Here is a 19,454-nt window from a genome sequence, read left to right as displayed (position 1 = left end):
CTTCTGGCGGACGGACGAGGTGAAGCGCACCGGCGATCGCCGGGGCTGCAACGCACGGACCAGCGGGAGATCGTGTGCCATGAAGCGCGTGCGAAGGCCATGAAGTGCCAGCGAAACAGCAGCGCAACTGCGCTGAACAAGTCCCCGAGTAGAAGTAGTTAGGTAAGCCTAAGTTAGGTTGTCGCCATGTTGACGTCGCAAGCACGGGTGAGTGCGTGGCGGGCGGTGCTGATCCCGGCCGCTTTGGTTGCCGCCGCCGCACACGTGCCGATCACTGAGGACCACTTCCACGAGGCGCCCTATATAGGCATCTCGTTTGTTGCGCTCGAGCTCGTCGGCGTGCTCTTGGCGGTGCTGCTTTGGCTGCGCGAGAGTCGGCGAGTCTATGCGTACGCGGCGATGGTTGGTGGCCTGGCGGTGGCGGCTTACGTGGCCAGTCGCTGGATGGGCCTGCCGCAGATCCGGGACGACGTGGGCAACTGGGCTGAGCCGTTGGGCTTGGTGGCGCTGACAGCGGAGGCCACCCTCATGGTGGGTGGCATCGCGGCGGCTTCGGGTCGTCTGGGGTTGACGGTGGCTCGGCGCGTCGGGGCAGTTGTGGGGGTGGTGCTGCTCGGCGCAGGCCTCGGAGCCACAGTGGTGGCGAACGCCGCCGAGACCACGATGGCCGAGGGGCACACGGGGGCGATGGTCGGAGCGGGTTACTGGAACAGCGAGGTGGGCGGTGCGCCGTTCCGCAGCAACGGCGTGACACGCACGTACTACATCTCCGCGGACGTGGTGCCTTGGAACTATGCGCCCGCTGGCCGCAACCTCATCACCGGTGAGCCCTTCGACCCGGTCGCGGAGCCCTACGTGGCCAGCGGGCCCGGCCGGATCGGGTCGGTGTACGACAAGTGCCTCTACCGCGGGTACTCCGACTCCAGCTTCGCGCACCCACAGTCCCGTCCCAGCGATCAGCAGTACCTGGGCTTCCTTGGGCCCGTCATCCATGCCGAAGTCGGGGACACCATCAAGGTGGTCTTCCGCAACGCCTGCCCCTTCCCCGCGGCCGTTCACCCGCATGGGGTGTTCTACGCCAAGGACAGTGAGGGCGCCCCGTACAACGACGGCACCTCCAAGGCAGACAAGGCGGATGACGCCGTGCCGACCGGCGGCACGCACACCTACACCTGGCAGGTCCCCGAGCGCGCCGGACCTGGCCCGCACGACGGCAGCTCGGTGATGTGGATGTACCACTCGCACACCGACGAGATCGCGGACACCTACGCCGGCCTCATGGGACCCATGGTCGTGACCCGCAAGGGATGGGCCCGTCCGGACGGCACTCCCAAGGATGTGGACCGTGAGCTCTTCACCGAGTTCTTCATCGACAACGAGACCCTGTCACCGCTGCTCGCCGACAACGAGCGGCGGTACGGCACACCCCCGATGCCGCGCCCCGGCGCGGACCTGGACGACGAGTTCGTCGAGACCAACCTCAAGCACTCCATCAACGGCTACCTGTACGGCAACATGCCCATGATCACGATGCACAAGGGCCAGCACGTGCGCTGGTACGTCATGGGCATGGGCACCGAGACAGACCTGCACACCCCCCACTGGCACGGCAACGACGTGCTCGTCAGCGGCATGCGCATGGACGTCGTCAACCTCCTGCCGGCCAGCATGGTCGTCGCCGACATGGTCCCCGACAACACCGGCACCTGGCTGTTCCACTGCCACGTCAACGACCACATCAAGGCCGGCATGCTCACCCGCTACCAAGTACTCCCCTAGGCCCACCAAACGTCAGCGCCTCGTGGCCAGACGAAACACGTCCTTCCCCAGCGGGCAGAGTGACGCACTTCAGGGTCAGACCGATGCGCTCTACTTCGGCATCCAGCCGGTCGCTGGTCTCCCCGACAGTGGCGAAGAAGTGGACCATTCGACAGACCGTCCCCGGTGATGGGACGGAATTTGGCCTGATCAGCGGAGATCGCTGGCGTCCGCTCCTGCCGCATTCAGCCCGTCTGTCCGCCCCTATCAAGGCGCGCCTACCTGACCCATGAGCCGTGTGGTGCGGTCAGCCTGCCATTCTGGGGTGGGAATTGAGCCAGCCGAGCAGCGACGCCGTGAAGCCGTGAGTGAAGGCGAACGCGTGGCCTGAGCCCTGGGCGACCCACATCCCGACGGCAACTGCGCCGGAGCAGGGCCCCCACCACGCACGGGTGGTCTCGGCACCGCTCATGGAGGAGTCGGCGTCGATCGGTGTCTGGTCGTGTCTTGCGCCGCTGCATCGGTCCAACGCGCGCCACGTCTGCACGGTCCGGTCGACGGAGGGGTAGCGATGTCGCAGGCTCGAGCCGCCCTCGAATCGCACCTTCCGATCCGCGGTTCCGTGTACCTCGAGGACGCTGACACTTCGGGACGGATGACATTGCGACGGATCGGCGTTCGGGGCCCCCGCAATTGACACGAAGGCCGATACCTGGTCGGCGTGGTCGCAGGCGAACCGGTGTGCCATGAAGTCGCCGTTGGAGATGCCGATCACAAACACGCGAGCCGGATCCACGTCATACACGGCGTCGACCTTGTCGATCACATTGCTCAGGTAGGCAGAGTCCTCGACCTTGCTGCCGTAGGCGTCGCAGCACGCATCGGTGGCGTTCCAGAACTGCAGGCCGTCCGGGTCTGAGGCCCCGTCCGGCAGGACCAACAAGAAGTCGTGGGTGTCCGACAGCGGGTAGAGGCGGAGGTTGCTCGCGATGGACTGTGAGGTGCCGCCCCAACCGTGCAGCGCCATCACCAGTGCCGCCGGGGATCCGGAGCGATAGCCCACCGGAACATGCAGACGGAACCGCCTGTCGCCGATGGCGATGCTCACCGTCGTGCCTGCCCCAGCCTTCGGGGGGTCCTGGTCGGGCTTCGGGACGGTGCTCGTCGGCGAGCTGGTCGCGGGGGGTGCGACGCTGTTGGCGTGGTCATTGGGCTGATTTCCCGAGGCGTGGGTGCATGCGCCGGCCAGGAGGGCGAAGGACGCGAGTGCGGCGGCGATCGGTGCCCTGGGACGCCGGGATGGGTTTGCGGGTGACTTCATCTGCATCTCCGCCGGTTCGTTGCTTCTGTGTTGGTGACCGAGCGTGTCGAGTCAGCCGCACCGTGGTTGCGGTTCGACGCAAGCTTCGAGTTGCGCGGCAAGGTTCGGTGTTGGGGTCCAGTACCGCCTGAAGCTGCTGGCCACGGTCAGCTCGTACACGCCGGCGCATCGCGAATGGACCTCGACAGGTGGGGAGCCGTCAGAGGTGTCCGACCGCAGGACCATCCGCCACGGTGAGGGGCTGCAAGAGCGCGGTGGCGTGGTGCTCAGCGACACCGCAGGAAACATCAGTCCGAGTCCGATCCAGGTTGGTGTGGTGCTCCGTTCCTGCGATCGGAAGGCGATGCGGTACGCCTGCTCCACCAGCCGGGCGCGTGACGCGGGAAAGTACTGCGGGTAGAGGCACAGCACGGTTGAACCGCCGCCACCACCGGTGTAGGGGTGCCCCGTGGGGTCCAGCAACGGCCGAGATGTCGGGTCGAAGACAGTGTCCGCTGGGGGGCCGCAGTTCGGGCCGTTCGTGTCCGCGGACAGCGCGTCACGTTGTGCGGCCTGGAGGGCCATGGTCTCCAGGTAGGCGGCGACAGCCGCACGTCCCCTGCAGGCGAGGTCGGTGCTGCGGTAGCCGAGGATGGTCCCGTCCCGCTCCTCCAGGGCAAGGACGAACGCAGGGCCCAACGGTCCGTCGCCGCAGTCGGCGTGCCGGTCGGTGTCGATCAGCGCCTGCCGAAGGCGGGCCACCCACCGCTCGGAGGTCAGCGATGTCTCCGGCAGGACCCACCCGTCGCCTCCCCTGCTGCTCGCACCTGGCAGCGCACACAACCGGGAGGCAACCATGCCGTATGCCGACGCAATCGCCCGCGGTGGCGGCATGACCTCAGCCCGCGCTGCGCACGTCGACAGGGTGAGGTCCACGAGGTGAGTACCCGGCGCCGCGGGTGGTGAGGCGTCACGACCGCCCACGAGTCCGGTCGTCAACGACGCGACCAGGACGACCGCGGCAGCGAGGACAGCCGCCCCCGCAAAGCGCCTGCGGCGGGCGCGGGCGGCATACCGGTGGGCGCCGAAGACCAGGCCCGCAGTCGCGGGGTTCGCTGGTGCAGCGGCCACCATCAGGTCCCGTAGCCGGGTCTCGGGGTCAGTCATGGCGCGCCTCCACGTCGCTAAGGAGCGCGCTGCGGCGCAACGTCGCCAGCCCCCGCGCGGCCTGGCTCTTGACCGTGCCCACAGAGCAGTCGAGGGCGTCTGCCACCTGGGCCTCGGTGAGGTCCTCGAAGTACCGCAGCACCAGTACCGCCCGTTGTCCACGAGGCAGGGCCCCCAGGGCCACCTGCAGGTCCCGACGCTGCAGCACACGGTCGACCCCACTGTCCTCACCACCCTCCGGCAGCCGCCCGGTCACCACCTCGGCGTTCCAGCGACGACGCCACCAAGCTATGTACGTGGTCACCATCACCCGACGGACATACGCGTCGTACGAGCCAGTGCCGGACACGGCGATGCGCCCCCACCGTGGCCAACACTTTCCCAGCGCGGTCTGGACGAGATCCTCAGCCTTCTGGTGATCGCCGGTCAGCAACCACGCGGTGCGCAGCAGATGGCGTCCCCGCGCTGCGACATAGTCATCGAAGCTCGGAGGGGATGCAAACGCCTCCACCGCGACCACCTCGCCCGACGCCGTGCCCATAACCGAGAAAAGCGGCTAGGGCCGACACAAGGTTGTCAGCCCTGCCCAGGCGGCGCCGCCAAGTAGGTCGACGTCGTCCGGGCCAATAGTCGATTTCGCCCGGTCGCACGTGCGGACGGCGGCCCGCACCCGCTGCGCTGCCGCATACGGGCCGCCGTCCGGGTTGTGACTCCTTGTCGGCCTACTTCTTGCTGGTGTTGAGCTGGACCGTCTGCTCGGTGTAGCCGACTGCGCAGTCCAAGAGCCCGCACGCGAAGGAGAAGGCGACCGTGGCGCTCTTGCCGCCGCGGAACAGGCCGTTGTTGCTGAACGCGACGGCCTCCCAGGAGTGGATTGCGCCGTCACACTGCAGCGGGTTGATGAAGAAGTCGCCGGTGATCTTCACCCGTCCGACTCGCTGGGTGAGCGTCCCCTCGATGTCGGAGAAGAAGTCCTCGGCGTTGGTGCAGGAGTAGGTGCCGGTCAGCTTCGCGCTGCCGTCCTTGTACGCCGTTCCCTTGGGGTTGACGGTGATCGTCGTCTCGGGGGGTGGCGGTGCCACGTCGAACGTCACGACCAGTTGGCCACCGTTCGTCGACGTGTCGGAGAACGCTGCGACGTAGTAGGTCTGCCCCGCGACGGTGCCAAAGCCCACCGTCGTCGGGCCACAGGTGACGAGGTTGCTGCCGTTACTGGAAGGCGCTCCTTCCGTGACGAAGAACCCGCCCGAGTACGACGAGGCCGACATGTCCGCTACGACGCCCCCGTCCGCAGGCGCGGTGTACTTGAACCAGACACTGGCATTCGTGGCAGGCGCTCCGCAGTTGGCGTTCAGGGCAGCGTCCAGCGAGTCCGTGGTCGCGCCAGTCGTGTCCTGAGTGATCGTGGTGGGCAAGGACGTCACGGCCGTGGCGGCGGCGACAGTGTCGTTGGCGACCGGAGCCGCCGAGGCGGCCGTGGCCATGACAGGCAGGAGCAGCAGCCCTGCGGCGGTGGCGGACAAGGTTGAGCGCAACAACTTCATGTGTTCCCCCAGCTGTCAAGCGACCCCCCGTTGGGCCGTGTCGAGCATGATGGCGCTGCCCGGCACTCCGCGCCAGAGGCAACGGGACTATTTCCCGGACGCCGGCGATCTCGTCAGTGGCCGATCAATCGGATGTGCGACCTGCTTCCCTGGCACTCGGATTCACGTCCCCTCATGCCGCTCGGACGACGCGTAGCGCCACTCGGTGTCGGCCTGGCCGTCTTAGTCCTCGCAGTCGTGGCGGCGCGGCGTGTCTATGCGTGAGCACCTCGAGGGCTTGGTGTGAGCCGCCAGCCGGGCCCTTCGACGGCCACCTGCGACCTCAACAGGGTCCTCGCGGCTCGCGCCATGACCCTCACCGAATTCGCGGAACGTGTCGGCGTTTCGATCGTGAACCCATCTGTGCTCAAGAACAACCACGCCGAGGCCGTCCGCTTCTCAACCCTTACCGCAATGTGCGACGTCCTGGACTGCCAAGTCGGGGACATCCTGCGCCCGGACACATGACTTGAACCCCCAGACTGCCGCCACAAGACCCGCCTACGAACGTCCGGAGATGCCGCGATCGGACTTACTCGTTGACGAGCACTGACACGCCCACAGCGGCGGCGACCGCGTCGCCGCGCACGTTGGCGGGTACCGCGATGCTGAACTTTTCCAGCTCGTTGGGCGTGTGGCCCGCGGAGAGGTCCGGGTGGCCGGCGGACTCGTCGTGGTGGTACGTGAACCGCGCCGTTCCGACCAGGTGTCCGTCCGCGTCGTAGAACCCGGCGAGAGCCTCGAGCTCGAGGATGTCGCTGACGTCGCTGGTGATGGTAGCTGACCCGCTCACACTCGACCCGTTGAAGGTGAGGTCACGCATGCTGAAGCGCTCGTCGAATGGGCCGGGCGCCTGTACTACCTGACCCTTGGCCGGGGTCAGGCGGCCCAGTGACGCCAGCCTCGGCTCGGCGGAGGCCGCGACCAGTCCCGGAAAGGACGTCCGGGCGACCGCAGGTTCCGCTGTACCCGCCTTGTGGCTGTTCTGCGGTGCTCGTAGCGGAGAGAGTGCCCAGCCGGCCGCGAACAGCCCCGCGAGGGCAAGCGCTGCGGCGGTGAGGGCGATGTGGTTGGTGCGCATGTGTCGCGTCCTGTCCTTCGGCTACGCCGGCGGGCCGGGGTGGGCATGACGCCCAGTCCCGGGCCTGCCGGCCTAGCGCGTGCTACTTGGTGACGCCGAGGGCGTCGCCGACGATGTCGAACAGGTCGGTGTTGTCGATCTCGCCGGAGACCTTCTCCGAGGAGGGCCCGTAGCCGAAGACCGGCACGTCCGCCCCGGTGTGGTTGCCCGACAGGTAGGTGAGCCACAGGCTGGCCTCGGTGCTTCCGTCCGTGACGCCCCTGGGGTCGTCGGCCGTGCGGAAAGTGGCCGGGGCGAAGTTCTTGACGTTGCCGGCACCCGAGCCGTTGATCGGTCCCGTGGACCGGGACGGGTCCTTGACGTTGCCGCTCGTCCGCAGCGTCGCGGAGTTGTTGGCCGGGTTGCCGCCGTCGTTGTTCGTGGGCGGCGCCGCAGCCTCGGCGTTGGTGAACGTGCCCTTCTCGATGATGTTGAAGCCGGCGCACTCGTGGTCCGCGGTGACGATGACCAGGGTGTGCCCGTCACGCTTGGCGAAGTCCAGCGCGACCTTCACCGCGTCGTCGAAGGCCTTGGTCTCCTCCAGCGTCTGGGCCGCGTCGTTGGCGTGGGACCGCTTGTCGATGAGGGCGCCCTCGACCTGGAGGTAGAAGCCGTTGCCCTTGGAGCTGCGGTCCTTGAGCAGGTCGATCGCCTTGGACGTCATCTCGGGCAGTGAGGGCTCTGCAGCCTGGGGAGCGCTCGGGTTCTCCCGCTTGAACTTCTCGATCGTCAGGTTGCCCTTGTTGAACAGGCCGAACACCTTCTGAGCCTTTGCGGCCTGCAGGTCCGAGCGAGTCGCGACTGTCTGCGTGGTCGGCGACGAGAGGACGTCGTAGCCCTGAGCCTTGAGGGCGTCCTCGTCCGCAGCGTCGAAGCGGGACAGACCGCCACCGAGGATGACGTCGGCGGTGCCGTTGCGCGCGATCTGCTTGGCGATGGGGATGACCCGGACGTCGGTCGTGGGCAGCGCCTGCCCCGTGACGGCCAGGTCCTGGCACGAGGATGCGCTGTACGACGGCCCCTGGCATCCGCGGGCCAGCGCGTGGCTGAACTGACCGGCGGGGGTGGCGTCGGTGATCTCCGCGGTGGAGACGTTGCCGGTGGCGTACCCGGCGTTCTTGGCAAGCTCCATCACGGTGGGGACGACCTTGCCCTTGGCGTCCACTCCGAGTGCGGCGTTGTAGGTCTTGACCCCGGAGGACCACGCGGTGGCCGCTGACGCGGAGTCGGTCACCAGGTTGGGCTTGAAGTCGGGCTGACCCGGCTGACCCGAGTTCTTCTCCACCGCGTAGGTGGCGTTCTGACCGACGACCGGCATCTGCTCCATGTTGAGCTTGCCGTTCGCGCCGTAGTAGCGCAGTCGGGCTGCGTCGACATGGGTGCGGCCCATGCCGTCGCCGAGCAGGTAGATCACGTTCTTGACCCGGCCGTCGTTGCTGTCAACTGCCGGAGCTGCAGCTGCGGACGCAGCGGCACCGGCGACGACCGCAACCACTCCTAGGGCAGCACCAGCTGCCTTCATCGAACTTCGCATGAGAATCCCTTCACAGTTCCCAAAGGCGCCACCAGCGGCGCCACGCTCAACCTAGGAGCGTGCTCATGTGGCTCGATGCCATGGAAATGACGGCCAAGTGAACACCGTGCAGCCATCGGAGGTCCGACACCACCGGGTCACCGGTCTTGGGCATGGACGCCTGCACGGATGGTGCTCACGGCCGGCTGACCAGCGGTCCGCCTGCTCCCGCCCGTGGCCGGCGTGTGCCGCCAGAGCAGCTCTCCATTGCTCACCTGTCCAGGGGGACAGACGCCACGGACGGTGGTCAGGGACCGGAGGACCCGGTGCGGGCTGCGTAATCCGTTTGGCTGAGGCGCCGCTCGAACTTCGCGAGAAGACTCCTTGCGTTCATTTCGACCAAGGGAGACTTCTATGTCGTCACTCGCCTTCACAGGTCGGCGCCGCCTTCGTCACGTGGCGGCGGTCTCTGCGGCCGCGCTCGCCGGCGTTGGCCTGATGGCTGTGCCCGCCGACGCCGCGACCGGGGCCGGCGGCGTCACCGTCGTCGCCCGGAACCTCGACAACCCGCGCGGGCTCGCGTTCAGCCCGCACGGCGACCTGTACATCGCCGAGGCCGGCCACGGCGGCACCCTGTGCCTGGGGGTCGACCCCGAAAGCGGCGGCGAGAGCTGCGCCGGCCTCACCGGGCGCATCAGCCGCTTGTCCGCCGGTCAGGTCTCCACCGTCGTGGACCACTTGTTCTCCATCGCCGGAAGTGACGGCACGGGCGCCGAAGGCGCGGTCGCGGTGGCCACCCAGGGCAACCGCACCTACGCCCAGTTCGGCGGCAACACCTCCGCCATCCCGCCGCAGGCACCAGCCGGCGACCCGGTCGTCCAGGCCGCCCGCGCCCAGCTCGGCCGCACCATCGCCCTCACAGGCTCAGGCTGGACCGCGGTGGCGTCCACCGGCGACACCGACTACGCGTGGACCAGCGCCCACAAGGACCTGCAGCCCGACCAGTTCCCCGACGCCAACCCCAACGGCCTCGACACCCAAGGCACGACGCACTACGTCGCCGACGCCGGCGCCAACCTCATCGCCAAGGTCGACCGCCACGGCACCGTGACCACGCTGGCCTACCTCAACACCCCGCCCGGCTCCATCACCGACGCGGTGCCCACCTGCGTGGCCACCGCCCCCGACGGTTCGCTGTACGTCGGTGAGCTCCTGGGCGGTGACTACGCGCCCGGGCACGCCCGCGTCTGGCGCATCGCAGGCGGCCACGCCGCGGTCAAGTGGACCGGTTTCACCGGCATCCAAGGCTGCGGGTTCGACACCGGCGGCAACTTCTACGCTACCGAGTTCCAGGCCCACGGCATGTTCGGGCCCGACCCTGCAGGTGACGTGGTCAAGGTGTCCCCGTCCGGTCAGCGCACCGTCCTGGGGGCAGGCTCGTTGTTCTTCCCGTCCGGTTTCGCCTTCCACAACGGCGGCGTGTACGTGTCGAACTGGAGCATCATGCCGGCCGACAACCACGGCGGCCCGACCGGCGAAGTCGTCCGCATCGCCACCAGCTGACCTGCGGCGCTCGTCGGCTCACAGGCCCGAGCGTGCCCATCACAGCTGCGGCCCCCGGTTGGCGCTCGGGGGCCGCAGCAGGGAGCTTCGTCGAGCCCAACCCCGCAGTCGCGAACGCCGCCGCTCTCAGGGTCACCGCCGGCCGGAATCGCGGCATCGCAACCGGCCGGTGCACTCGCAGGGTTGTTACGGGCGTAGCAGGCTCCTAGGCTGCGGGCTGCTGCCCGGGCAGGGGCGCCCCTGACGTTCCCCTCACCCCTGCCGGGGCGGCGCCACGCCCGTGGCATCGCTGCAGGAACCGTCACGCGCCCTGGACAGACAGCGGACGCACCCGCCCCTGCCGCCTCAGTCGGTCCCGGTGCAGTACGGCGGGAAGGTCAGTCCGTGGGCGGCTGCACCGACTCCAGCCGCGCCCGGCGGCCGCGAGCTCGACTTGCAGACTTGGCTACCGCGGGAGCCTGCGGTGAGCTCTGCTGGACGTTCTCGGCGTCCATGGTGGCGGTGGCGAACTGGGCGAGGGCGGCTTCGGCGCGGCCGAGCTCTGCGCGTGCCGCCTGACCGCGCGGTGCGGTGAAGTAGTCCCTCGTCTCGATCTTGGCGACCCAGGCGCGGAACCGGTCGAGGTCGGCTTCGCTTTCCTCGAGTTCTTCGTACGTGGTGCGCCCGCGCGCGGTCTCGGTTTCGAGCTCGGCGAAGAACGCGGGGAGTCGTGCCAGGACCTCCTCGTATTCGGCGTCCCGCGCTTCTTGGAGCTCAGCGACGAGCGCGTCGTGCTCGGCGGTGTCGGTGACGGTCACCTCGACGACGCGGGCAGTGCCGCCTTCGGCGCGCACGCGCGTGGCCAAGGCGTCGACGGCGGCGCGGGTTGCTTCGCCGGTCGGGAGCATGCAGACCGACTGCTGCAGGTACAGCGACCCCAGTGACCGCAGCTTGCGCCACGCGGTCACCCTGGTTGAGGGCGGAGCGCCGGCGGTGGACAGGGCCACCAGCAGCCAGGAGGAACGCGGGCGTGCCATGCCTCGACCGTACACAGCGATCGCCGTTCTACAGGTCGGTGCCGGTGCCGAGGACGGGGCATGCCAGCCACCCCAGCAGGGCGCACCCGGCGACGGCAGCGAGCACGTACGGAACTTGCGCCTGGACCAGCGGCTCGGTGCGGACCAGTGCCGCTGCCGGTGTCCACGCCGCCAGGGCGGCGACCGCGGCGGCGGCGAACGCCCACAGCGGGAAGTACGGGTTGTCGCGCCAGGGCAGACCGGGCCGTGCCCGCAGCGACCAGGCCACGGCAACGTGCCCGACCAACCAGACCACCAGGGCGGAGCACCGGGCTTGCCCGGTGCTCGCCCCGACCGCGGAGGAGGCCAGGTAGGCGACGGTGGCGGCTGAGCCGAGGACGACCCCGACCATGATGGTGGCGGTGATGAACGCGCCGTCGACCAAGGACGCGTTGCGCGGGCGCGGGGGTTGGCGCATCGCTGCCGGCGCGCCGGGTTCGGACACGAACGCCAACGACGCACCTACGTCCATGAACAGCTCGAGCAGCACGATCTGCACCGGCGCGTACGGGACAGGCAGCCCCGCCAGGACCGCGGCCACCATCGCCGTCACGAGGGCGAGTTTGGCGCCGAGGTAGAACGACACGCCGCGGCGCAGCTGGGAGAAGATGCTGCGCCCCTTCTCCACGGCGGCGGCGACGGTGGGGTACGCGTCGTCGGTGAGCACCAGCCCGGCTGCCTGCCGCGCCATCTGCGTTCCGCGCGCACCCATGGCGATGCCGACGTCGGCGGCGGACAAGGCTGGGGCGTCGTTGACGCCGTCGCCGGTGACGGCCACCACCTGCCCTCGGCCCTGTAGGAGGCGCACGAGGCGGAGCTTGTCGGCTGGGGTGCACCGGCCGACCACAGTCCCGTGCACCAGGTCCGTCACCAGGTCCGCATCGCCCCGCCCGGCCAGGGGTTCCCCACCGGTGAAGGTGGGCCCGTCGGGCAGCCCGGCGGCGCGGGCGACTGCGCGACCGGCCGACGGGTGGTCGCCGGTGACGACGATGGTCGCGATGCCGGCCTCGTGCAGCTCGGTGACCGCCTCGGGCACCCCTTCGCGGACCGGGTCGGTGAACGTGACCAGACCAACCATGCGCAGGTCTGCGCCCAGGTCTGGCTGGCTGTCGGCACCGGCAGTCGTGGTTGCATCGTGCGGGTGGGGGCCGGTGGCGTAGCCGATGGTGCGGTGCCCGCCCTCCAGGGCCTGGCTGACCTGGGACGCCCAAGCCTCCTGCTCGCTCCGGTGGCAGGCAGTCAGCACGGCCTCAGCGGTACCGGCCACCGCGACCATGGCCTGCCCGCCGGGGTCGCGCCAGGCGGTGACCCGCAGCCGTGATGCCTGGTCGAACGGCCACGCCGCGAGGACGACCGCCCCAGGGTCGGTCAGGGGGCTCGGCAGGCCCAGCTGGTCGGCTCGGGCGGCGATGGCCTGCTCGAGCGGCTCGCGCACGCCGGTGCCGGGCGGTGCTCCGGCGCCCTGGGCGGCCAGCGCGGCGCGAATGACAGCGGTGGGGTCGCCCTGCACGTCGGTGACGGTGAGCTCGTTGCGGGTCAAGGTGCCGGTCTTGTCGGTGAGCAGCGTGGTGACCGACCCGATGGCCTCGCCCACCGACATGCGGCGCAGGAGCGCCCCGCGGCGCGCCAAGGCCCTTCCGCCGACGGCTAGCAGGACGGTGACCAGGACGGGTAGCTCCTCGGGCACGGTTGCGAACGCCATCGACAATGCGGTCAGCACCATCTCCTTGACCGGCTGACCCAGCACCCACCCGAGCACCGGCACCCCCACGGAGACCGCCACCGCGAAGACCAGGACGAGCTTGGCCACGCGCGCCATGCCCAGCTGCAACGGCGTGACGGGTTCACGTTGCCCCGCGGTCAAGGCGGCGACCTTCCCGACCTCAGTCCCCGCCCCGGTCTGGTACACGACCGCGGTCCCGGTCCCACCGGTGACCAGGGACCCGGCGTGCATGACGCTGGACCGGTCCGCCACCCCGGCGCCCAGGTCGACCGGTTCGGCGGACTTGGGCACGGAGCCGGGTTCGCCGGTCAGGGACGCCTCGGCGCTGGTCAGTGCGGACGCGGTCAGGACGCGCGCGTCGGCGGGAACGAGGTCGCCCGCCTCCAGCAGCAGGACGTCGCCGGGGACGACGTCAGCGGCGGGGATGGTCCGTGCGGCGCCGTCACGAAGCACACGCGCAGTGGGAGCGGTCATCTCGTGCAGCGCCTCGACGGACCGTTGGGCGCGCATCTCCGTGGACGTCTCCACCGCGGCGGCGAGCAGAATGACGGCGGCGATGGCCAGGGCGTCGACGACTTCACCGAAGATGAAGCTGAGGACGGCGACCCCGACGAGCAGGAGCTGGAGGGGTTCGGTGAAGGACTCGCCGAACTCCTCGAGCCAGCACTCGCGTTTGGGCAGCTTGGCAAGGTTCGGCCCGTACCGGCGCGACCGCTTGCCTGCTTGCTCTCCGCTCAGGCCGCCCGCAGTGGTCTGAAGGCGCTCGAGTGCCTGCGGCGGTGACAGCGCATGCCACGCCTCGGCGGCAGCAGGCGTGGCAGCGGGGACGGACGCGTCAGCCAAGTTATCCATGATGTAACGACCGTAACACCGGCCAGAGGCGATTGTTACGGACGTGACATCAGCCGCCGTACACTGCTGCGGGTGCGGCTGACCGAGTACGACGACATTGGCGAGCTCGTCGTGGTGGCCTTCGTCGTCATCTTCGGCATGGTCGTGTGGGCGACCGTGGCCGAGCAGCGGCTGACCGAGTTCATCCGGGACCCCGCAGCGGCGCGCGCGCAAACCCTGGCGCGTCGCACCGCCACGCGGTCGGTGCTGTGGACCTTGCTGGTCCAGCTGCGCCCGACCCGCCGGCCCATCACCACCAACTGGGCGGCCTGCGCGGTCCCGCTCACCGTCATCACCGTCGGGGTGCTCACTGGTCTCACGCGAGGAGTCGATGCCCTCACGCTGCCGTGGTTCACCGCGTTCGACACAACCGGCATCGAGCACGTCAGCGCGCGCATCCTGGTCATGGGCGGCCAGTTCTGGCTGGTGGGCACCGTGGCCACGGGCCTGGCGGTGTGGCGCGGCATCCAACAGCGCCAGGTGCGCCCCGTCGTCGTGACCGGCACTGCGATGGTCCTGATGAGCGTGTCCATCTGGCTGCTGAAAGTCCTCGTGGGTCGTACCGCGCCGCGCGCTGGGGAGAACTCTGTCCTCGACGGTGGACACTCCTTCCCCTCAGGACACGCCGCCACCGCGGTCGTGTGCCTGGTCCTCGCCGCTGCCCTCCTCGGGGATCGCCACCACCCGCGTCGATGGGCGTTGACGGCGGCGTCGGCCGCAGCAGGCGTGGTCGGAGTGTGCACCGTGGTGCTCGGGTACCACTGGGTCACCGACGTCGTCGGCGGTTGGGCCGCGGGCGCCCTCATCGACATCCCGGCGGTGCGCTGGCTGGACGGGCCCGCACCCGACGAGCCTGCACCAGACCGGCCACCCACGACGGCGGCCACACCAACCGACCGGTGAGCGCGTGCGGCGTTACGGCGTGGTTTGTGGGTGGTTCGCCGGCCACGACCGCCTTGCTGTTCGACCAGTGCACGCGGTGCCTTGGCGACACGCAGCGCGCGTCGCGGGACATGGCTGCCCTTCATTCCGGCGAGTCACTCGGCTCGGCGCCGCGGTCAGCAGGCGGGCGAAGGGGCGAAGGGCGCCCCCACCGCTCAGGGGTTGCGGTGGGGGCGCAACCGCGGCCCGGTCAGGCCGAGGGGTGCCTGCGGGCCACGGAAGGGGCCAGCGTAGGTCAGCCGCGCATTCCTTCACTGGCGCATCCGCACCATCGGCGGCTCACCCTTATGAGGGAGGTCGAGGCGAGGGACTGAGGGGCATCATCGGTGGAAAGGGACGCTCTGGGCTACAGGGACTGCAGGGCGGTCGTCGCACCAACGGGCCCTGAGGGCGGCCGCTGGTGCGACGACTGGGACAGTGCTGGACCGCTAAGCGACGTATCCATGCTGACAGGCGCGGGGTGGTGAGGCCTGGTGTCTCGGAGGGCTCGCGGCGGCGCCAGCAGGTCGACGGCGGCGTACCCACACATGGGCGCGAAGGCTGCCCACGGCGCCAGTCGCGGGTCGGAATGCGCGAGGAGCCGGCTAAGCCTCGAACCGTTTGGGCGCCGGGCGGGCACGACCAGTCGACCGCTCTCGAGCGAGTCAGGTTTGACCTCCAGCCGAGGCATTCGTGGGGCGCGCTCGGTGAGCGAACCATCCCGGCGTCCGGAAGGGCTGATGCCGGGCCTTCCCAGAGCACAGTCGCCGCCCACGACGAGCACAGTTGGCCTAAGCCGCACCGGGAATCATGGCGCGAACAGTTGGTCGGCCCAGTTCAGGCCTGCGCTGAGTCCGGGTGGGACGGCGAAGAGGGCTGAGCCGGTGTGCTCGACGTACTCGTTGAGCCCGTCCTTGGCAGCCAGCGCGCGTTGCATGGGGACGAACTGATGGTGGGGGTCGCGCATGAACGCGACGAAGAACAGGCCGGCGTCAAGATGGCCGAGGCCGTCGCTGCCGTCGGTGAAGTTGTACCCGCGGCGAAGGATGCGGATACCGCCGAGCTGGCTTTCGTGGGCGAGTCGGACGTGCGCGCGCACTGGGATGGCCGGCTGACCGTCAGTGCCTGTTCGGTGGAAGTCCGGGGCGTCGAACTCGCCCTTGCGGCCCAACGGTGCCCCTTCGGCCTTGTCCCGGCCGATGACGTCCTGCTGCTCGGCCAGGGAGGTGCGGTCCCACACCTCGATGTGCATGCGAATCCGCCGAGCGACCAGGTACGTCCCGCCTGCCATCCAGCCCCGGCCGGGGTCGTCGCCGGGGTGAACCCAGACGTGCCGGTCGAGGTCTTCGGTGTCCTCGGCCTTGATGTTGCTGGTTCCGTCCTTGAAGCCGAACAGGTTTCGCGGCGTCCTTTGGGCGCGGCTCGTGGAGGAGGTGCGCCCGAACCCGAGCTGGCTCCAGCGGACCGCGACGGTGCCGAAACCGAGCCGGATGAGGTTGCGGACCGCGTGCACCGCAACCTGGGGGTCGTCCGCGCACGCCTGGATGCACAGGTCGCCGCCGCTGCGGGCGTCCTCGAGCTGATCGCCGGCGAATGCGGGCAGTGGCTGCAGGGCTACGGGTCGGCGCGAGCCCAGGCCGAAACGGTCGTCGAACAGGGTGGGGCCGTACCCGATGGTGATGGTGAGCCCGGAGGCGTCGAGGTCGTACGCCTCGCCCGTGTCCGCTGGCGCCTGGTAGGGGCCGCCACCAACGACCCCGCCGGGGGCCGCCTGCTCACCGGCGACCATGCGCTCGGCCGCCCGGGTCCACTCCGCCAGCATGGCGCGGAGCTCGTTCGGGTCCTTGGTCACGACATCGAGGGCGACGAAGTGCATCCGGTCCTGCGCCGGGGTGATGATGCCGGCCTGGTGCGCACCTCGGAACGGAACGACGCCGTTGCCGCCCCCGCTGCCCTGCCCGGACACGGACGCCGCCCGGTCCATCGCGTGCGCTCCACCGGCGCCGGCAACCAAGCCGACAGCTGCGGCCCCCGCCCCTACCGACAGGAGCCCCCGACGCGTCACCCGCCCGGTTGCCGACTGCGAAGCAGAGTCCCGTGCGGCGGACGCCGTTGGGGTCGTGCCGCCGTTCACTGGGCTGCCACGACGCCGGCCACCTTGGACAGCGGCTCGCTCACTGCGTCGACCGCAACGGACAGGCCCTTGACCTGTGCCGGGGTCAGCTCGGTGTACAGCCGGAAGCCGGTGTCGGTGCGGTAGCGGTCGAGCTCGCCCTCCAGGGCGGTGAACTTGGAGTCGACCTGGGTGAGCAGGGCTGGGTTTCGTTCCTTCAGCACGGGTCGCAGCGCGTCGATGGCTGCCTTGGCACCTTTGACGTTCTCGTCGAAGTCGAACAGGTCGGTGTGGGAGTAGCGGTCCTCCTCCCCGGTGATCTTGCCGGTGGCGACCTCATCGAGCAGGCCCTTGGCGCCGTTGGCCAGCTGGAGCGGGTTCAGCCGGACCTGCTTGGCCTTGCCCACGATCTGGGTCACGTCGGCCAGCAGCTGGTCGGCCACGGCTGAGGAGTCAGCCTTGAGCCCGCCGGCCCACAGGTCCTTCTCGAGCCGGTGGAAGCCGGTGAACTTCTGGCCTTCGGCGATGACGTCTTCTCGTCCGTCGATGCGCGGGTCGAGGTCGCCGAAGGACTCCGCCACTGGCTCGATCCGCTCCCACGGGCCACGCGCCAGCGGGTACTCAGCCTTGGCGCGGGCGACATCGCCGGCCTTGACTGCTGCGACGAAGGACGTGGTGCGCTCGAGTAGCACGTCCGCCTGGGTGGCCACGAACCCCTGGTACTCGGTGACGGCGACGTCCATCTTGACGTCGGGGGCGGCCGTCGACGTGGCGCCGGTGACGGTGAAGTCGCTGCGGATGCCGTTGCCACGCATGCCGGGCTTGCACGCGGTCTGGTAGGTGCCGGGGTCGGCTACCTGCACATGCAGGGTTCGGGTGCGCCCTGGGGCGATGCGCTCGGCCTCGCCGATGACGTGGTCGCCGTCACCGTACAGGTAGAAGTCGGTGACCTTGCTGCCGGCGTTGTGCACCGTGAACTCGAGAGCTCCGGCAGCGGCGCTGGTGCGCGCCACATCGCAGGTGGTGTCGCCGGCGGCGACGGCGATCGCATCGACGCTGCTTGAGCTGGCCTTCCCCGGGTCAGCTGGTTGGCCACAGGCGGTCACGGTGAGCGCGAGGGCGGCACCGGTGAGGACGGCGACGTGAGGGCGCTGGGGCATGGTTCTCCTGGTGAACGGGGCCGGTGCGGCGGCCGGTGCAGAGCTTGCAACGCGAGTAAGGTAAGGCTTACCTAAATACCCTTGTCAAACTCTCCTATCTCCGCCCGAGGTGGAGATCGCGCGTGCCTGGCGGCGTCAGGCTAGATGTCGGTCGAGGCGGAGCGCGGCGCCGACCACGGGCGGCGGGTGCACGCCCGGACCGATGGGCTGGGTGCGGGTCGCGGCCCTCGGCGCACGCCGCAAGCTCGAAGGCTGCCCGCCGAGCGTCTTGCGCTGAATGACACCTGTGCACCAGCCACTTGACACAGCCGGGACAGCCGGCAACGTCCGGAACTGCGCCGAGGCGCGTCACGTCGCCCTCGTCAAGGGCCGGCCGCAACATCAGCAGACCCCCAGGCGCGAGTGCGCGCTGCGTCGCTGCCACGGCCGCCATGAGTTCACGCTGGGCCAATCTGCCTCGCGTGATCAGCAGCTCCGCCGGGCGTTCCTATCGAGCCGCCTGCCGCTGCGATGAGCTCGTCGTGATGGCCGCCCAGCGCAAAGGACCACACTCGGCCGCCGACACGGCGGGCGTACCGACTCGCGCTCACCACGCTCCATGGGGCCGGGACTCCCAGCATTTGACCAGTTAGGTAAGCCTGACCTAACTTCAAGCCGGTTCATTCGGTCGTCGAAGGAGTTGTCGTGGGACTCGGCCGCACGCTGGTGCTCGGTTTCATCGCGGGTGCCACCATCGTGCTTGGACTGCCCATAGGGCGACTGCGTCGCCCCGCGCCGGCCCTACGGGCGGTGCTTAATGCCATCGCTGTCGGGGTGCTGCTCTTCCTGGTCTGGGACGTGCTGTCCCACGCCTGGGAGCCCATCGACGCCGCGCTGGCCAAGGTGCACGACGGCGGCGGCAACCTGTCCGCGGTCTCCGGTTACGGCGCGCTCTTTGTCGGTGGACTCGCCATCGGCCTTCTGTCCCTGGTGGCTTACGAGGGCTGGATCGGCAGGCTCACCGCCCGGCGAACTTTGTCGTCGAACTCGGCGTCGGAATCTGAGGACCTGGGCGCCTTTCAGGTCAACGGCACGAAGCGACCGATCGGGATCGCGTCGTGGTCCGTGGCGCGTCGGCTCGCGTTGCTCATCGCGGTCGGCATCGGCCTCCACAATTTCGCCGAAGGCCTGGCCATTGGGCAGTCTGCCGCACGTGGCGAGATCGCCCTCGCCACGTTGCTGGTCATTGGCTTTGCCCTGCACAACGCGACCGAGGGCTTCGGCATCACGGGCCCCCTGGCCGGAGACATCGCGCCCGACGGCACGCGGCGTCGCCCGTCGTGGCCGTTCCTGCTCGGTCTGGGCCTGATCGGCGGCGGACCGACGTTCGTCGGAGCGGCAGTCGGCCACGGGTTCATCAGCGAGCCCCTCAGCGTGGTGTTCTTGACCCTCGCGGCCGGCTCCATCATCTACGTCATCACGCAGCTTCTCGGTGTGGCTGCGCGCAGCAAGCGGGCCGACCTGCTTGCGTACGGCCTTCTGCTCGGCATGGTCGCGGGCTTCGCGACCGACGCGGTCGTCACCGCCGGGGGTGCTTGAGGCTGCCAA

15 protein-coding genes are annotated in these 19,454 nt (G+C 69.5%); 5 read left to right on the top strand and 10 right to left on the bottom strand.

What is annotated here, in order from left to right; all coding sequences use genetic code 11:
- Nucleotides 1–186 precede the first annotated feature (186 nt).
- Entirely contained in the window at nucleotides 187–1,779 is a 1,593-nt protein-coding gene (locus ACFUC1_RS05350) for a multicopper oxidase domain-containing protein (RefSeq protein ID WP_379117375.1), read from the top strand.
- Between the two features lie 286 nt (nucleotides 1,780–2,065).
- Here the strand turns inward: ACFUC1_RS05350 and ACFUC1_RS05345 are convergent, their stop codons facing one another.
- The 4 genes from ACFUC1_RS05345 to ACFUC1_RS05330 form a co-directional block, all read right to left on the bottom strand.
- Nucleotides 2,066–2,866 (bottom strand): alpha/beta hydrolase family esterase, encoded by an 801-nt coding sequence (locus ACFUC1_RS05345; RefSeq protein ID WP_379117373.1) that lies wholly within the window; start codon nucleotides 2,864–2,866, stop codon nucleotides 2,066–2,068.
- Between the two features lie 264 nt (nucleotides 2,867–3,130).
- Nucleotides 3,131–4,225, bottom strand: a complete 1,095-nt coding sequence (locus ACFUC1_RS05340; RefSeq protein ID WP_379117371.1) for a hypothetical protein — start codon at nucleotides 4,223–4,225, stop codon at nucleotides 3,131–3,133.
- Nucleotides 4,218–4,766 carry a SigE family RNA polymerase sigma factor gene (locus ACFUC1_RS05335; RefSeq protein ID WP_379117368.1) on the bottom strand — a complete coding sequence of 183 codons (549 nt, stop codon included), beginning with the start codon at nucleotides 4,764–4,766 and terminating at the stop codon, nucleotides 4,218–4,220. The genes ACFUC1_RS05340 and ACFUC1_RS05335 overlap by 8 nt, the downstream gene beginning before the upstream one ends.
- Before the next feature lie 181 nt (nucleotides 4,767–4,947).
- Nucleotides 4,948–5,769: a DUF6299 family protein gene (locus tag ACFUC1_RS05330; RefSeq protein WP_379117366.1), complete on the bottom strand. Its 822-nt coding sequence runs from the start codon at nucleotides 5,767–5,769 to the stop codon at nucleotides 4,948–4,950.
- A 282-nt stretch (nucleotides 5,770–6,051) separates the two neighbouring features.
- Between ACFUC1_RS05330 and ACFUC1_RS05325 the strand changes: the two genes are divergently transcribed.
- The gene (locus ACFUC1_RS05325) at nucleotides 6,052–6,276 is read left to right on the top strand and encodes a helix-turn-helix domain-containing protein (protein ID WP_379117364.1); all 225 of its coding nucleotides are present in this window, start codon (nucleotides 6,052–6,054) and stop codon (nucleotides 6,274–6,276) included.
- Nucleotides 6,277–6,340: 64 nt separating this feature from the next.
- Here ACFUC1_RS05325 and ACFUC1_RS05320 read toward each other — a convergent pair whose 3' ends face one another.
- A complete protein-coding gene (locus ACFUC1_RS05320; RefSeq protein WP_379117362.1) occupies nucleotides 6,341–6,889 on the bottom strand; it encodes a hypothetical protein in 549 nt (182 codons plus the stop codon).
- Nucleotides 6,890–6,971: 82 nt separating this feature from the next.
- Nucleotides 6,972–8,450, bottom strand: a complete 1,479-nt coding sequence (locus ACFUC1_RS05315) for an alkaline phosphatase (protein WP_379117360.1) — start codon at nucleotides 8,448–8,450, stop codon at nucleotides 6,972–6,974.
- 489 nt (nucleotides 8,451–8,939) lie between these two features.
- On the opposite strand from ACFUC1_RS05315, the gene ACFUC1_RS05310 reads away from it, so the two are divergent.
- Nucleotides 8,940–10,004, top strand: coding sequence for a ScyD/ScyE family protein (locus ACFUC1_RS05310; protein ID WP_379117358.1), 1,065 nt, complete (start codon nucleotides 8,940–8,942; stop codon nucleotides 10,002–10,004).
- A 377-nt stretch (nucleotides 10,005–10,381) separates the two neighbouring features.
- Here the strand turns inward: ACFUC1_RS05310 and ACFUC1_RS05305 are convergent, their stop codons facing one another.
- The gene (locus ACFUC1_RS05305) at nucleotides 10,382–11,020 is read right to left on the bottom strand and encodes a Chromate resistance protein ChrB (RefSeq protein WP_379117356.1); all 639 of its coding nucleotides are present in this window, start codon (nucleotides 11,018–11,020) and stop codon (nucleotides 10,382–10,384) included.
- Between the two features lie 28 nt (nucleotides 11,021–11,048).
- On the bottom strand, nucleotides 11,049–13,634 hold the full coding sequence (locus tag ACFUC1_RS05300; protein ID WP_379117354.1) for a cation-translocating P-type ATPase: 2,586 nt from the start codon (nucleotides 13,632–13,634) through the stop codon (nucleotides 11,049–11,051).
- Between the two features lie 72 nt (nucleotides 13,635–13,706).
- On the opposite strand from ACFUC1_RS05300, the gene ACFUC1_RS05295 reads away from it, so the two are divergent.
- Nucleotides 13,707–14,576: a phosphatase PAP2 family protein gene (locus tag ACFUC1_RS05295; protein WP_379117352.1), complete on the top strand. Its 870-nt coding sequence runs from the start codon at nucleotides 13,707–13,709 to the stop codon at nucleotides 14,574–14,576.
- A gap of 826 nt (nucleotides 14,577–15,402) precedes the next feature.
- On the opposite strand, the gene efeB is transcribed toward ACFUC1_RS05295, so the two are convergent.
- Both efeB and efeO read right to left on the bottom strand, forming a co-directional pair.
- A complete protein-coding gene (gene efeB / locus ACFUC1_RS05290) occupies nucleotides 15,403–16,728 on the bottom strand; it encodes an iron uptake transporter deferrochelatase/peroxidase subunit (protein WP_379117350.1) in 1,326 nt (441 codons plus the stop codon).
- Nucleotides 16,725–17,867, bottom strand: coding sequence for an iron uptake system protein EfeO (gene efeO / locus ACFUC1_RS05285; RefSeq protein ID WP_379117348.1), 1,143 nt, complete (start codon nucleotides 17,865–17,867; stop codon nucleotides 16,725–16,727). The genes efeB and efeO overlap by 4 nt, the downstream gene beginning before the upstream one ends.
- Nucleotides 17,868–18,551: 684 nt before the next feature.
- Between efeO and ACFUC1_RS05280 the strand changes: the two genes are divergently transcribed.
- Complete coding sequence (locus ACFUC1_RS05280; protein WP_379117346.1) at nucleotides 18,552–19,445, top strand: ZIP family metal transporter; 894 nt, start codon at nucleotides 18,552–18,554, stop codon at nucleotides 19,443–19,445.
- The last annotated feature ends 9 nt before the right edge of the window (nucleotides 19,446–19,454 follow it).

The organism is Pedococcus sp. NPDC057267 (genome assembly GCF_042668795.1).
Lineage (GTDB): Bacteria > Actinomycetota > Actinomycetes > Actinomycetales > Dermatophilaceae > Pedococcus.
The sequence above is the reverse complement of the archived record's forward strand: the minus strand, read 5'-3'. Positions and strand labels throughout refer to the sequence as shown.